A 14,639-nucleotide genomic window follows, 5' to 3' on the forward strand; every position below is an offset into this window, starting at 1 on the left:
TATGGAAATCGGCATTTTTGGTGTCGTGGGTATTATGTTGACACAGTTGGTAAATACGAAAACGCGATTAAAGAATATATACAGAACCAATTGCAGGATGATATTGCAAATGATCAATTAAGTTTATTTGAATCAGTGGACCCGTTTACGGGGAAGCGAGAGAAAAAAGGCTAAGAAAAAAGCCCCCGAGTAGGGGGCTGCCAGTGATAATAGTGTGATTGCCAGATTGTTTCGATGCGCCCTTTAGGGTGCTACCACAGGTAATTGGCCCTTATAGGGCCTGAGCAAACCACCCGTTTCACGGGTGGTTTTGATTATTGAAAGTCAGGTGACCTTATGAAGTTGACGATTAATGGAATTCGTACATAAGGCAGACCTTACGGTAGTGGGTGTGCAGCAGCTTATGTGCCATTTCGCCAAGGGGTTCACCGAGATAATCCTTATAAAGCTTCTGTATATCCGGATTTTCGTGTGATTTATGAAGCGGAAGGTCTTTGTCAATCTTTTCAAGAGCCTTGATTCGTTCATCGCGTTTGGCGTTGGTTGTGCCGATTGGCTGACCGCCGCCACCGATGCATCCGCCGGGGCATGCCATGATTTCGATGAAATCGTAGTTTGCCGTACCATTCTTGACCTTTTCCATCATAAGACGTGCTGCCAGGAGGGTGTGAACAACGGCAATGCGGAAGGTACGTCCACCGAGTTCAAAGCTTGCCTCACGCACATTCGGACGAACCTGATTGAGCTGAGGATAGCTTGCAGGCTTATCAAGGGATACAGGCTTGTATTCCAGCTCCGGCAGGTCGTTTCCGGTGAGTTTTTCATAGACTGTACGGAGTGCTGCTTCCATGACACCGCCGGTTTTACCGAAGATAGCGGCTGCACCTGTGCTTGTGCCGAGAGGGCTGTCAAAGTCGCTTTCAGGCAGGTTTTTGAGGTTGAGGCCTACATATTTTATCAGCTTAATGAGCTCACGTGATGTGAGGACAGCATCCACATCCTGTCGTCCGTCACGCCCCATTTCTGGACGCGATGCCTCGAATTTTTTCGCTGTGCATGGCATTACTGAGACTGTAAAGATTTTGTCTACAGGGACTCCTGTAATCTTCGGGTAGTATGTTTTGGCAATCGCGCCGAACATAGACATCGGAGATTTCGCGGAGGAGAGATGCGGAAGAAGCTCCGGATAGTGCTTTTCAATGAAGTTTATCCAACCCGGGCTGCAGGAGGTCATCATCGGGAGAACTCCGCCGTTCTGAACACGATGAATGAATTCTGCGCCTTCCTCCATTATGGTGAGGTCTGCACCGAAGTTGGTGTCGAATACCTTGTCAAAGCCAAGCATCTTCAGTGCTGTTACCATCTGGCCCGTAACGATTGCTCCCGGTTCGAGACCGAAAGCATCACCTATTGATACGCGGACGGATGGAGCAATCTGAACTACGACATGCTTCTCGGGGTCCTGAAGAGCGTCGAGAACAAGCTGTGTGTCGTCTTTTTCAACTATTGCGCCTGTTGGGCAGACGAGGCTGCACTGACCGCAAAGCGTACAGTCGGTCTTTTCCATGGGAATATCAAATGGAGTTGTAACGATTATCTTATCGCTGCGGTTTGCGAAGGTGATGGCCTCGATGCCCTGAACGTCTTTGCAGGCACGTATGCAGCGTCCGCATTTGATACATTTTGACGGATCACGGACAATACTCGGATTCGTATTGACTGCCTGACGTTTTTTGTTAACGTTGGGGAGATGGGGGTCCAGAACGTTGAAGCGTGTGCAGAGTGCCTGCAGCTCGCATGTACCGTTTCTTGAGCAGGTAAGGCAGTTGCCGCCGTGGTCTGCCATTATGAGCTGGAGTATGCCAACCTGAGCGTCACGGACAACCTGTGTATCCGTGAAGACCTCCATTCCTTCCCATACTTCCGTGGAGCAGGAAGCAAGGAGTTTTTTCTTTCCTGCGACCTGAACGGAGCAGAGACGGCAGCGTGCCTTTACACGCTGATCCGGGTGGTAGCAGAGATGTGGAATGTCAATACCGATGAGCTTCGCAGCTTCTATTATTTTTGTACCCTTGGGAGCTTCTACAGGGATATTGTTTATTTTAAGATGGACCATTTCCATTAGTGTGCACCTCCAACAGCAAATACTTCCGGAAAGATTTTCATCGCGGAAAGCAATGCGTTTTGTGCCGCTTCACCGAGACCGCAAAGGGAAGTGAGCGTCATTATATTGGCGATTTTCTTCATTTTTTCTATGTCGCAGGGATGCGCTTCGCCTGCTGCCAGCTTGTCCAGCAAAAGCTTCATGTGCAGATTGCCTTCGCGGCACGGTGTGCACTGACCGCAGCTTTCATGGGAGAAAAACGCCTGTGTATAGCGCAGAAAATCTATGACGCTTGTACGGTCGTCAATAACAAGCAGGGAACCTGTTCCTACATCAACACCTGCTGCCTTGAGGTCGTCATATGTGTATGGCGTGTCAAGGATACGCTCATCGCTGACCTTGCCGGAAGCGCCGCCGAACTGAACGAGACGGAGACGGCGTCCTCCCGGGATACCTTCAGCGAGGCCGAAAATGATTTCGCGGACAGTTGTGCCGAACGGTACCTCATATACTCCGGGCTTTCTTACGTTACCACCGACGGAAACGAGTTTTGTCCCTATGGATTCACCGTTCCCGCAGTTTGTGTAGACGTTGCTGTCATCAAGGAGAAGATGAGGAACGATGGAGAAGCTTTCCACGTTATTGATACAGGTCGGGAGCGCAAATGCGCCGCTGACCTTGATGAATGGCGGTTTCATACGGGGACGTCCTGCTTTTCCCTCTATGGAGCGAATCAGTGCCGTGCCCTCGCCGCAGACGTACGCGCCTGCGCCGGAATAGAGATGCAGACGGAAGTTAAAGCCCTTTACACCGAGAATGTTATCTCCGAGAAAGCCTTTTTCCTCTGCCTGTTTGATAGCAGAAAGAAGCCGCGGGCGGAGGTGGCGGTACTCCTCACGCATATAGATATAGCCGTCCCGGGCCTGAACCGTATAGGCACCGATAATCATTCCTTCGATGAGGTTGAAGGGATCATTTTTTATCAGCTCGCGGTCCTTGAAGGTACAGGTTTCTCCTTCGTCTGCGTTGCAGATGACGAGCTTGTGCTCACCCTTTACTGCACGTGCCTGGGACCATTTTCTGCCCATATCGTAAGCAGCACCGCCGCGACCCTTGACCTTTGCTGCAGCGATTACGGAAGCGATGTCCTCACCGTCCATTTTTACCGCTTTTTTCAGTGCGGAAAAACCGCCTATGGAAATATACGAATCAATTGAGTCCGGATTGTATTTTCCGAAGTTTTTTGTTATGAAACGAACTTCACTGCTCAAGAGAAACAGCTCCTTCCTTTACATCAGGGATGAAAGCACCGAACGCACCTTTTCGGGTGTGTCCAGGTGACCGTAGACCTTGCCGTTGATGCGGATTGCAGGGGCCACATCGCAGGCTCCGAAGCATGGAACCTCCTCAATCATGAAACGGCCGTCATAGGTGACCTCACCGACTTCGATGTTGAGGATTTTCTTGAGCGTGTCGAGAAGAGAATCGCTGTCGTTTACACGGCATACGACAGAACGGCAGATTTCTACCGGATATTTCGCACGCGGCTTGTCCGACAGACTGGAATAGAATGTCAGGCAGTCGTAGATAATTGATACCTTGATAGGCAGCTTTTCCGCAATATAGAAAGCAACAGCTTCCGGGACATACTGCTGTGGAATCAGATCCTGTACCTCGAGCAGGATGCCGACAATCTGCGTAGCATCGTGATCGTGTGCCGCAAGCACCTGGTCAATCTGATTTGCGAGCTCATCCGAAATGGAAAAAGCTTGCTTGGCCTCAGTTTGCATAATGACTCCTCCCAGCGGAAACAAGATATATCGTTTCCGTAATAAAAAGTATTTCTTATATTATATACATTTTGTCTGTTGAGTTCTACAAATTTTACGAAAAATATTCTGTAAACAAAAGAATAAATTTGCGATTGTACAAAGAATACAAAGACAGGGGAAAAACGAAGGGTGTTTCCTTCTTTTTCCTTTATCGGCATGGTATAATGTGTTGAAAGATAACTTAAAAGCAGGAGGACGGCTCATGAAAATTACGATGGTTATGGTCATGAGTGCTGATGGATTGGTGACACACGGAGAAGACGGACCGTCATTTGACTGGGCATCGTTGGAGGACAGGGCCGCTTTTCTGGAATGTGTGCGCGGAGCTGATGCCGTTATAACAGGGAGCGGTTCCTTTGCTGCGGAAAAGGATATGAAGAGGCCTTATTACGTTCTTACAAACAGGGAAGGACTTCCCTCGTTTAAGAATGTTTTTTACGTTCATGGAAGCGCGGGCGATATTGCTTCAAGAGCCGCAGCCGACGGTCATGAAAATGTTCTGCTTTTGGGCGGGCCTAAAACAAATGCCCTTTTCCTGAAGGAGGGGCTTGTGGACCGCGTGCTTCTGACAATAGAACCAAGATTTTTCGGCGTTGGAAAAACGCTTAGTCTTGGAACAATGCTGGATATACATCTGCAGCTATGCTCCGTGCAAAGATTGAATGAGCGGGGGACGCTGCTTTTGGAATATGAGCTTCTTAAAGCAAGAGAGGAAAAGGATTCATGAGAAATTTACCGGATGTGCAGAAAGAAACGAAAGGTTTCCCACATCTATATATAGAAAGTGTAGGAACTGAAAATATCCGTCTGCAGCTTCCCATATGTACCCCTGACGGGATGGAGTATGTGCTGGCATCAATGCGCTCTTATTGCTCGCTTGATGAAAGCGTCAAGGGAATAAACATGTCCAGAATAGGAAGAACGATACGACGTGTCATAGAGGAGACACCTGACGGCTTCAGAACGCTGGCTCCATTGGCAGATGCCCTGCTGGCAGCGCATGACGAAGCGACGGCTGACGTGTCGGTTGCGGCAGATTTTCCGTATCTTTTGCAGCAGATAACACCTGTGACGGGAATTTCCGCGCCTAAGGCAGTGGAAATTTCCATGGCATCTGTGTTTGAAAACGGTGTGATGAAGAATTACCTCACCATCGAAACAACTGAGATGAGTCTCTGCCCATGCTCTAAGGAATTGAGCCTGCTGAAAAATAATCTGAACGCGGAGGAGAAAGCAGAGATAGAAAAGCTGTCTCCTGAGCTTCGTGAAAAGATATATCAGAGCGGCTTCGGCGCGCATAACCAAAAATCAACGATTACCGTAACGGTTGAGCTTGCGGAAAGCTCTGATTTTACCATAGCCGGTTTTGCGGAGATGATATCCGAGAGTGCATCATCACCTACGTATTCGATTCTTAAACGTCCTGATGAGAAGTGGGTCACTGAGGTGTCCTACCTTGGCGGCTATTATGATGAAGCAGGGGTATTTCATGAGGTTGGCGGCGGCCCTAAGTTTGTTGAGGATATAGTACGTTCCATAGCGCTCAAGCTGTCTGAGTGTCTTGATGACACGATAAGGGATTACATAGTCTATGTAAAGAACTATGAGTCCATCCACAGCGATGGAATAGTTGCTACTGCGATTATGTCTGCAGGACGGTCATTGAAACGGGGGATATTGACCCTTGGATAAGAATTTATGTGATATGGATGAAAGGGTGGAACGGATTTTATGCCACCCGCTTTTTACGGAAAATATGAAAAGATGCGAGGAGCTTGAAAGAGAGCGTGTCTTTTGCCATCACGATATTGCGCACGCGCTAAATGTGGCGCGCATCTGTTATATTATAGTTTTGGAGCATGGACTTGGATATTCACGGGAGCTGGTTTATGCGGCGGCACTTTTGCATGATATAGGACGTGCTGCACAATATATGACAGGAGAGTCACATCATCAGGCCGGAATGAGGCTGGCGGGAGAAATTCTGAGGGACTGCGGGTTTGAAAACTCGGATGTGCTGCATATCCAGGATATTATAAAAAAGCATTGCAGCCATATTTCTGCAGCAGAGGCAGAAAAGTGGAAGCAGAATAAACCTGAAACACTCCTTGAGGCATTTGACCTTGCAGATTTTTGGTCACGGAACTGCAGGACATGTACGGCACGCACGGAATGCTATTGGGAAATTAAAAATGATGCGTTGGTTCGATGAACCAACGTATTTTTTTATACACCAATATGCGACAAAAGGCTTATGCTTTTATTGACGATAAACATAAAACATGCTATCATGAAGATGTAGGAAGCATAAGAAAACTGAATACAGCAGCTGACCGTCATGCGGTTCATGTTATGGACCGCGCTGACAGGAGACTCAGGCGCTTCGGCGCAGAGGACCGGCCGGTTTTGCGACAGATGATCCGGGATACCCTTCCGGAAGTACGAGTGTGGAAACTTAGTGCTTAAAAATCATTCTGAAGCGAAACGGAAGGGGCGAGCTATCATGAGAAACCTGCGGACGATCATCTCCATGTTAGTCATGATGGCAGCTCTGTTTGCAGCTTCTACGGCTTTTGCGTCCAGCCTTGAGAACGAGGTACTCTACTACGTTAACGTAGAGCGCGCAGCCGCAGGTCTCCGCCCGCTTACGTACAACGTTAGCCTGGCGAGCGCCGCGAATGTACGCGCATCAGAGGCCGGCGTTCATTTCGGACATGTTCGTCCGGACGGCCGCGATGTCAAATCCGTTCTTAACGAGGCATCCTACGCATGGTTTGGTGAAAACCTTGCCGTCAGCAAAACAGATGATGCGAAAAAAATCGTGCGTGCCTGGATGGCATCCCCGACTCATCGCGCTAATCTCTTGAACCGCCATTACACACAGATGGGAATCGGTGTAACACGCGGAGCAGACGGACGCCTCTACTGGGCAGGTCTCCTTGCGAGCGAATAAGCCCGGAGAATCACTAACCAACTTATCGGCCGGAGTTTTCCGGCCGATTTTTTTGTATGTGCTCTTAATAAAATATAGTACAAAAGATATATGATATACGACTAAAATCCTAGTTTGCAATATTTAGAAACAGTGTTAAAATATCTTATTAAGGGACAAAAGACATAGGCAAGACAACACTAAGGAAAGATGGGGAATGTTAATGAAAAACAATCGGTATCTCGAAGCCTTGGTCATTGGTGCGGTTATGTCGGGGGTAATGGGGGTAAGTACTCCGACCGGATTGGCGGCACCTGAGCTGCCGGACGTAGACCGTCCGACAGCAGGAAGCTCTTACACTGAGTTGAGGGACAAAGAAGAAATCCGTCCGTCATCCAGAGAGGTGGATATTGAACTGCCTGAGGAGGAGCGCCCTGAGTTTAACGCACCGGATACACTGAAGGTGCAGGCAAATGGATTTACTGTCACCGGACAGGATATTTTCCGGGAGGACGAGCTTTTAAAGCTTCTTGAGGATAAGAAGGGAAAGCTCCTGACATTTAAGGAACTCCAGGAAGGGGCAGACCGTCTCACAAAGCATTTCCGGGATAAAGGATATCTTACGGCAAGAGTCTACCTGCCGGTTCAGAAAATTACAGGTGGTATCGTAGAGTACACTGTAACCGTGGGAAGACTTGGCGAAATCAAAATTGTAAATAATACATCAATCCACGACAATGTTCTTAAGAGAGAATCAAGGGCATTGAAGCGGGGCGATTACATAAGAAAAGAAAAACTTGAGAGAGCAGTCTGGCTTATGTCGGATCTTGCCGGTGCCGATGCAAAGGCTACGCTTTCAAAGGGCAGCGAGGACGGCACGGTAGACCTTGTTGTCGAGCTGAATCCGCATACGGGCAAGCAGGGCTCACTTACATTTGATAACTATGGAAACAGGTATACGGGCTATAAGGAAGCAATTTTTTCTTACAATCTGCTTAATCCGTTCCATGAGGGCGACCAGCTCGCTATTACGGCATCTACCACAGGAAAGGGCCTGTTCAACGGCGGAGCGAATTATTCTGTACCGGCACTGACAGACGGATTGCGCCTCAGCGCGGGCTACAATGTTTTGCGATATGAGCTTGGCAAGGAATATGATTCCCTTGGCGCATACGGTACAGCGCACGTCCTGAATATCGGCTTTGATTATGCAATAAACCGCAGTCAGAGAAACAATCTCTATTTCGGTCTGCACTACGAAGGAAACGAGCTTGATGACGTAGAGAAAAATTCGCTTCTGGGGCATTATGCCGACAAGCACAGCGATGCAGCTGTTCTTTCCATTTATGGTGATGAGCAGGACAAGTATGGCGTAACCTCCTGGAGAACAGAATACAAACATGGCTGGCTGGGCTTTAACAACGATATGACTCGTCAGATATATGAAAGATCCGGAGCTTTCGGAACGTTTAAGAAGCTCAAGCTGAACATAATCAGACGTCAGAATCTTAACAACCGTCTCTATGCACTCCTTTCATTAAGAGGACAGTATGCTTTCGATAATCTTGACAGCTCGGAGCATATTTCCCTTGGAGGAATCGCGGGTGTCCGTGCATATCCTCAGAGCGAGGCATCGGGAGACATGGGATATCTGACAAGAGCAGAGCTTCGCTGGATGATTCCTACAGGAAAGCAAAGCCAGAGCTTCCAGACAGCGGTATATTTTGACCATGGCGGAATCTGGTATGAGCGCAAAAATTCCCACGGAGAAAACAGACGCTCGCTGCAGGGCGCAGGCATAGGTGTCATCTGGTCGCAGAGAGATGAATGGTTCCTGCGCATGGATTACGCATGGCGCATCGGTGCAGAGAAGGCAACATCTGATACACACTTTGGAAGAGGTCACTTCTGGATTCAGGGTGGAATATTCTTCTAATAGAATAAATTATGACATTACAAAACCGCGGAGGCAATCCTGCATCCGCGGTTTTCTTATGCGCTGGTTTTTACAGTGTAACTTAATTGCGTACAATTTAGAACAAAATTGTGAAAAGTGTAAAGTTTTTTGAAAAAGTGTACATATTTACACACATGTGTTATAATGTAAATGTCGTTTGAGATGAATGACACCACTCTGCATGGCGGAGCACTCACTCCGACCGTGTAAAACCCGATGAAGACCGGAATGCCGGCGTATCGGAGTTCACTGCTGGGGGGATATTCATGGCAATTCGTAACGTGGTAATGGATCGACGGGACAGTGCAGATTATCGAAATCATCTAAAACGAGGAGGCTTCCTGTCAGCCAGCTATTTGTCGATCAGTGGATTTGATGCAAATAGGCTGAAGAAGCTCGCTCAACAGGGGAAGCTTGACGCTGTCCGCTGTGCTATCGGAAAGTCTATCCGGTGGTACTACTCGGAAAAGCAGGCTGAACTTGCGCATCTCCGGGGACTCGCTTAGCGGGCCTCACATCTATTGTCTTTGGACGCTTCTGCCGTACCTTTTGGTGCGGCAGTTTTTTTCTGTCAATTCAGAGATGTTTCAGAGTTTATTTGGATAATGAGATGCGGACGATTAAAAATCTTTTTAGATAAAGGCGGTAAAAATTGTGTGGTTTTTCTGGATGCTTGTCCTTATTGTGCTTTTTACAGTAGCTGCGCTGGCGTGGTGGGGAATCGGCATAACTGTTCCTGAGAATGCGCGTAAAACTGTCCGGGGTATTCTGGTGTTGTTCGACGTGGTGTCGGTGCTGCTGCTTATGGCAGGACGTCATCTTTTGTGGATGACAGAGCCCGTTCTTAAATACGGAATGCTGGTGTTGACAGCAGTATGGATGGCGGAGCTTTTCTTTGGATTATTTGCTCTTTTTGCACGTCCGATTTATAAGTTAATATATAATGAAGGAAAACATTCAAAAAATATACCTAAGGACCCTGAGAGGCGACGTTTTCTAAAGGGCGCGGCAATTTTGCCGATAGCTGCCGCCGCAGGCGCAGGCTATGGTACCTTTTCTGAGCGGACAAAGACAGTCGTGCGGGAATTTGACGTGCCTGTTGATGGGCTTGGACCGAAGGCAGACGGCTTTCGCATAGCACAGCTGAGCGATGTTCATCTCGGCCTCTTTTACTCCCTGGAGGATTTGAAAAAGCTGATGGAGCAGGCTGCGGCAACCAAGGCGGATGCCCTTGTTATCACCGGAGACCTTTTTGATGACGATGACATAAATGAAAAAGCTGCGGAGCTGATAGACAGCTTCTGCGGAAGCTTTGCACACGGTATATGGTTCTGCTACGGAAATCATGAATATTTTAGAAACATCAGCCGTACGAGGAAGGCACTTGGCAAAACAAAAATTCATGTACTGGTAAACGACAGCGCAAGGATTTTGACTGATACGAGGCCGATTTATTTCTGCGGAGCGGATTATCCTAGATTCCGCCCGAGATTCAAGGAGCTTGAAGAGGGCTTCATGAAGGAAACAATGAAGGGAGTCCCCAAGGAAGCGGTTACTGTCCTTCTTGCACATCATCCCGATTTTATTGATGATGCTTCAGAGTATGATGTGACGCTTGCTCTGACCGGTCACACCCACGGAGGGCAGCTGGGGCTTTTCGGTGTTCCTGTCGTCCCTCCTGTTTTCAAATATTTGCGTGGAAAGTATATAGTAGGTAGAACCTTTGGATACGTTCACTGTGGAAACGGAAGCTGGTTTCCTTTCAGATTCGGCTGTCCGCCCGAAATACCAGTGTTTAGACTGACCTCAGCCTGAGTGGCTGAGGTCCTTTTTTACTTCATGGATACTACAAAAGTCATGTATGAATGAGGTGTGATTTGTTGCAGTGTTAATATAATCACAGGGAAAGGTGAAAAAATACAGTATTCAAAATAGGCCTATATACCTATACACTATATAACAGTTATATAGTGTATCCTACACTATAGATTAAATTTAGGTGAGTGTGCCTAAATTCATATGATGAACGTTATGAGTGCCCAAGTTAGTTTGGTGGGGAAAAGGAAAGCAGGTGCGATTCCTGCGCTGTCCCGCAACTGTAAGGACACTATCGGCTCGGTTCTTTACCAGCAGCAGCGGAGGATGAAGAGTGGAAAGTGTCCAAGTCAGAAAGCCTGCTCATAACAAGATCCATTGGTTGACTCACGGTTGATGAGGAGATGGGTGGCTTGTGTTTTTTTTGCCTTTTTTAAAAAACACGGCGCTGCTCTGAATCAGCTATGAAAGGATGGGTTCAGAGTATTTTTATTGTAGGAGGAGAAAATTTTGGGTAGAAAAGAACTGCTGCACAGGCTCGGGCAGATGTTAGTTACCCTCATCGGTGTAACTATTCTTACCTTCGGGCTTACGTATATCGCACCGGGCGATGCCGTTGATGCGATTTTGGAGACAGGTGATACTCTGGTATCTGCAGAGGTAGTTGAACAGACACGTCATGAGCTTGGACTTGATCAGCCGTTTCACATTCAGTATTTGAACTGGCTGACGGGACTTCTTCACGGTGACATGGGTATTTCATATTCGGCTAAGATGCCGGTTGTTGACCGCATGCTGCTGGGAGCGCCGGGAACCCTTGCTCTCACGGGAATAGCTATCGTGATGATGCTTGTTGTTTCAGTACCGGCAGGTATCGCGGCTGCAGTATACCGCAATTCTTTTATCGATTATCTTTCAAGAGTACTTTCGTTCCTCGGAGTTTCAATGCCGAGCTTCTGGGTAGGCCTTCTTATGCTTTACATCTTCGGATTGAAGCTGGGTATGTTCCCGATTTCCGGCGGCGAAGTGGATTTGAGGCACATGGTTCTGCCGGCGGCTACACTGTCTGTCGTAATGATTTCGAAATTCACGCGTCAGGTTCGTACGGCTGTCCTGGAGGAGCTTGGCAAGGATTACGTTACGGGCGCACAGGCCCGCGGTATCCCAATGAACAAGATTCTCTGGCATCATGTTCTGCCGAACGCCTGCCTGCCGCTTGTTACGCTTCTGGGTACATATATCGGATGGCTTCTTGGCGGTGTCGCTGTCGTAGAGATGGTATTCGCATGGCCGGGCCTTGGCTTCATGGCTGTCCGTGCTATTATGACACGTGATTTCCCGCTGCTCATGGGATTTGTCCTTTGGATTGCTATAGCGTACATGGTCATCAACCTTATAGTTGATGCTTCATATTACATCCTGAATCCGCGTTTGAAGAAGAGGGGGGGAGAATAAGTTGAAGTTTTTTAAGGACGAAAAGATGATGTTCCGCTTCTTCAGCGGAGTCATTCTGTTTATCGTTTTTGTGGCAGTGTTCGGCCCGTTTTTGTGCAGCGCCGATCCGTATGCCTCCAATATGACAGAGTCCATGCTCCCACCCTCTGCACAGCACTGGTTCGGTACTGACAAGCTGGGACGTGACTGCTTCACGCGAATCATCTATGGCGCGCGTGTATCACTGTCAATGACGCTTGTTACAGTGCTTTTGATGTCATGCATTGGTACTCTTATCGGAATCATTGCAGGATACTGCGGAGGCAAGGTTGATACCTTCCTTATGCGTATTACTGATATGATGATGGCTTTCCCGGGTATCGTGCTCGCTATTGCCATTGCCGGTGTTCTCGGCGGAAGCGTCGTGAATACGGTACTGGCTCTTGCGGTCGTCGGCTGGACGAAGTACGCACGACTTGGCCGAAGCCTCACATTAAAGCTGGTGCAGAGTGAATTTATCCAGGCAGCGGTTACGAACGGTACAAAACCCTTCGCGCTGCTTCACAGGCACATTGTTCCGAACATCATGCAGATGGTTATCGTAACAGGCGCTATGGATATCGGTTCGATGATCATGGAGATTGCAGGTCTTTCGTTCCTCGGATTCGGCGCACAGCCGCCGACAGCTGAGTGGGGTCTCATGCTGAATGAAGGACGTCAGGTCATGCAGATGGCTCCGTGGGCTATGATTTTCCCGGGTCTTGCAATTCTCTTTGTCGTTTCATCCTTCAATCTTTGGGGTGACAGCTTGAGAGACCTTATGGATCCGTCGCGTTCTCATTGATTTGAACCGTCGTGAACCTATTGGTTCATGAAATGTAAGTAAGGCAACACTATGTTTTATATTCATATACATTGAAAGAGAGGTACTTACAATGGAATTAAGCAACAAAGTTAAAAAAAGTGTTATGGCAGGTATGGCTGTCACTATGGCAGCAACGATGCTCGTCGGCTGCGGCGGCGGAGACAAAGGCGGCGCTAAGGGCGATTCCAAAGTCCTGAAGGTCGGTGTTACGAACTTCGCTGATACGCTTGAGCCTACGCAGAACTTCTTCGCATGGGTTGTTATGCGTTACGGCATGGGTGAGACGCTTGCAAAATTCGACGAGAAAATGAACGCTAAACCGTGGCTGGCTGAGAGCTGGAAAATCGCAGACGACCATCTGACATGGACATTCAAAATCCGTGACAACGTCAAATTCTCCAACGGCAAGCCGCTGACGGCTGAGGCTGTTAAACAGTCCATCGAGCGCGTATTCGCAAAACAGAACCGCGCTAAGACATTCTTCGAATATGAGAGCATTGAGGCAAAGGGCCAGGAACTCATCATCAAGACGAAGAAACCTGTACCGAATCTCCCAGGCCAGCTGGCAGATCCGCTGTGGTTGATTGTTGATGTTTCCGCTGAGAAGGAAGGCCGTGACTTTGCAAAACAGGGTCCTATCTGCACAGGCCCGTATGTATGCGAGAGCTTCACGCGTGATAAATGCGTCCTGACTAAGAACCCGAACTACTGGGACGGCGAGGTTCCGTACGAGAAGGTTGAGGTTCCGTCCATCGATGATCCGAATACCCGTGCTATGGCACTCCAGTCCGGCGAAGTCGATATGGCTGTTAACATCGCTGCAGGCGATATCGGACTTTTCCGTAACAACGACAAATTCCATGTTGATGAGATTGCTTCCCTGCGTACAGTTCTTGCACGTATTAACCAGAAGCCGGATCATATCCTCAGCGACAAAAAGGTTCGCGATGCATTCATCAGCGCTTGCGACCGCAAGAACTACAACGAGGTTCTTCTCAAAGGCACATTCAAGGAAGGCTCCGCACCGGTTCCGCCGTCCCTGGACTATGGCTTTGACCAGCTGAAGGATCCGAACAAATACAACGTTGAGCGCGCTAACAAGCTCCTCGATGAGGCAGGCTGGAAGGATACAAACGGCGACGGTATCCGTGATAAAGACGGCAAGCCGCTGACACTTGACTTTGTTGTTTACAACAGCCGTGCAGAGCTTCCGCTCTATGCAGAGGCTGTCCAGGCTGATGCTAAGAAGGTTGGCATTGATGTCAAGGTTAAATCCGTTGACTACAATATCATCGATAAGATGGGTATCAACGGCGAGTTTGACCTCCTGATTTCCAACATCACGACGGCTGCTACGGGTGACCCGCAGTCCTATCTGAATCAGTACTGGCACTCCAATATTGACGGCTCCAACCCGCAGAACGGCTCCGGCTACAGCAATCCGGAAGTTGATGCTAAGCTGGATGCTCTGAACTCCGAGTTTGATAAGGATAAACGCCGTCAGCTTATCATCGAAATCCAGCAGATTTACCTCAATGATGCTGCAGGTCTCTTCCTCGGATATCCGTACACGAACATCGTATCCTCGAAGAAGATCACAAATGCTATCATGCATCCGGCAGATTACTACTGGATCACGAAGGATATCAAACCGGCTAAATAATTCAGCCGAAGGGTATCTGACCTGTCTTTAAGGGGCA

The 14,639-nt window shown here is 48.3% G+C and carries 14 protein-coding genes and 1 riboswitch; of the genes, 11 read left to right on the forward strand and 3 right to left on the reverse strand.

Features of this window, described 5'->3' with window-relative positions; all coding sequences use genetic code 11:
- The coding region (locus BUA83_RS10660; protein WP_200795947.1) for a transposase at window positions 1-174 on the forward strand (174 nt) is incomplete at its 5' end.
- 175 nt (window positions 175-349) lie between these two features.
- Here BUA83_RS10660 and BUA83_RS10665 read toward each other — a convergent pair.
- The 3 genes from BUA83_RS10665 to BUA83_RS10675 are packed head-to-tail and all read right to left on the reverse strand — an operon-like array spanning window position 350 to window position 3,894.
- The gene (locus BUA83_RS10665; RefSeq protein WP_072936284.1) at window positions 350-2,122 is read right to left on the reverse strand and encodes an NADH-dependent [FeFe] hydrogenase, group A6; all 1,773 of its coding nucleotides are present in this window, start codon (window positions 2,120-2,122) and stop codon (window positions 350-352) included.
- On the reverse strand, window positions 2,122-3,375 hold the full coding sequence (locus BUA83_RS10670) for a complex I 51 kDa subunit family protein (protein ID WP_072936285.1): 1,254 nt from the start codon (window positions 3,373-3,375) through the stop codon (window positions 2,122-2,124). The genes BUA83_RS10665 and BUA83_RS10670 overlap by 1 nt, the downstream gene beginning before the upstream one ends.
- Window positions 3,376-3,393: 18 nt before the next feature.
- Window positions 3,394-3,894 (reverse strand): NADH-quinone oxidoreductase subunit NuoE family protein, encoded by a 501-nt coding sequence (locus tag BUA83_RS10675; protein ID WP_072936286.1) that lies wholly within the window; start codon window positions 3,892-3,894, stop codon window positions 3,394-3,396.
- Between the two features lie 244 nt (window positions 3,895-4,138).
- On the opposite strand from BUA83_RS10675, the gene BUA83_RS10680 reads away from it, so the two are divergent.
- From BUA83_RS10680 to BUA83_RS10730, 10 genes are all read left to right on the forward strand, one after another.
- Window positions 4,139-4,663: a dihydrofolate reductase family protein gene (locus BUA83_RS10680; protein WP_072936287.1), complete on the forward strand. Its 525-nt coding sequence runs from the start codon at window positions 4,139-4,141 to the stop codon at window positions 4,661-4,663.
- Window positions 4,660-5,628, forward strand: coding sequence for a GTP cyclohydrolase I FolE2 (locus tag BUA83_RS10685; protein ID WP_072936288.1), 969 nt, complete (start codon window positions 4,660-4,662; stop codon window positions 5,626-5,628). Before BUA83_RS10680 ends, BUA83_RS10685 begins: the two co-directional genes overlap by 4 nt.
- Window positions 5,621-6,148 (forward strand): HD domain-containing protein, encoded by a 528-nt coding sequence (locus tag BUA83_RS10690; RefSeq protein WP_094756605.1) that lies wholly within the window; start codon window positions 5,621-5,623, stop codon window positions 6,146-6,148. Before BUA83_RS10685 ends, BUA83_RS10690 begins: the two co-directional genes overlap by 8 nt.
- Before the next feature lie 291 nt (window positions 6,149-6,439).
- Window positions 6,440-6,889 (forward strand): CAP domain-containing protein, encoded by a 450-nt coding sequence (locus tag BUA83_RS10700; RefSeq protein WP_094756606.1) that lies wholly within the window; start codon window positions 6,440-6,442, stop codon window positions 6,887-6,889.
- 202 nt (window positions 6,890-7,091) lie between these two features.
- A complete protein-coding gene (locus tag BUA83_RS10705) occupies window positions 7,092-8,804 on the forward strand; it encodes a ShlB/FhaC/HecB family hemolysin secretion/activation protein (RefSeq protein WP_072936290.1) in 1,713 nt (570 codons plus the stop codon).
- 287 nt (window positions 8,805-9,091) lie between these two features.
- On the forward strand, window positions 9,092-9,331 hold the full coding sequence (locus BUA83_RS10710; RefSeq protein WP_072936291.1) for a hypothetical protein: 240 nt from the start codon (window positions 9,092-9,094) through the stop codon (window positions 9,329-9,331).
- Window positions 9,332-9,479: 148 nt separating this feature from the next.
- The gene (locus tag BUA83_RS10715) at window positions 9,480-10,640 is read left to right on the forward strand and encodes a metallophosphoesterase (RefSeq protein WP_094756607.1); all 1,161 of its coding nucleotides are present in this window, start codon (window positions 9,480-9,482) and stop codon (window positions 10,638-10,640) included.
- Between the two features lie 201 nt (window positions 10,641-10,841).
- Window positions 10,842-11,021: riboswitch (cobalamin riboswitch) on the forward strand.
- A 129-nt stretch (window positions 11,022-11,150) separates the two neighbouring features.
- Window positions 11,151-12,095, forward strand: a complete 945-nt coding sequence (gene nikB / locus BUA83_RS10720; protein WP_094756608.1) for a nickel ABC transporter permease — start codon at window positions 11,151-11,153, stop codon at window positions 12,093-12,095.
- 25 nt (window positions 12,096-12,120) lie between these two features.
- Window positions 12,121-12,918, forward strand: coding sequence for a nickel transporter permease (nikC, locus tag BUA83_RS10725; protein WP_072936344.1), 798 nt, complete (start codon window positions 12,121-12,123; stop codon window positions 12,916-12,918).
- Between the two features lie 157 nt (window positions 12,919-13,075).
- Window positions 13,076-14,602, forward strand: a complete 1,527-nt coding sequence (locus BUA83_RS10730; protein WP_072936345.1) for an ABC transporter substrate-binding protein — start codon at window positions 13,076-13,078, stop codon at window positions 14,600-14,602.
- The last annotated feature ends 37 nt before the right edge of the window (window positions 14,603-14,639 follow it).

The sequence above is a fragment of the Schwartzia succinivorans DSM 10502 genome, from assembly GCF_900129225.1.
GTDB lineage: Bacteria > Bacillota > Negativicutes > Selenomonadales > Selenomonadaceae > Schwartzia > Schwartzia succinivorans.

What these genes read in the sequence shown, in the direction of transcription:
- BUA83_RS10665 (WP_072936284.1), bottom strand. Translation starts at nt 2,122, where the DNA reads ATGGAAATGGTCCATCTTAAAATAAACAATATCCCTGTAGAAGCTCCC.
- BUA83_RS10675 (WP_072936286.1), bottom strand. Translation starts at nt 3,894, where the DNA reads ATGCAAACTGAGGCCAAGCAAGCTTTTTCCATTTCGGATGAGCTCGCA.
- BUA83_RS10680 (WP_072936287.1), top strand. Translation starts at nt 4,139, where the DNA reads ATGAAAATTACGATGGTTATGGTCATGAGTGCTGATGGATTGGTGACA.
- BUA83_RS10685 (WP_072936288.1), top strand. Translation starts at nt 4,660, where the DNA reads ATGAGAAATTTACCGGATGTGCAGAAAGAAACGAAAGGTTTCCCACAT.
- BUA83_RS10700 (WP_094756606.1), top strand. Translation starts at nt 6,440, where the DNA reads ATGAGAAACCTGCGGACGATCATCTCCATGTTAGTCATGATGGCAGCT.
- BUA83_RS10705 (WP_072936290.1), top strand. Translation starts at nt 7,092, where the DNA reads ATGAAAAACAATCGGTATCTCGAAGCCTTGGTCATTGGTGCGGTTATG.
- BUA83_RS10710 (WP_072936291.1), top strand. Translation starts at nt 9,092, where the DNA reads ATGGCAATTCGTAACGTGGTAATGGATCGACGGGACAGTGCAGATTAT.
- nikC (WP_072936344.1), top strand. Translation starts at nt 12,121, where the DNA reads ATGATGTTCCGCTTCTTCAGCGGAGTCATTCTGTTTATCGTTTTTGTG.
- BUA83_RS10730 (WP_072936345.1), top strand. Translation starts at nt 13,076, where the DNA reads ATGCTCGTCGGCTGCGGCGGCGGAGACAAAGGCGGCGCTAAGGGCGAT.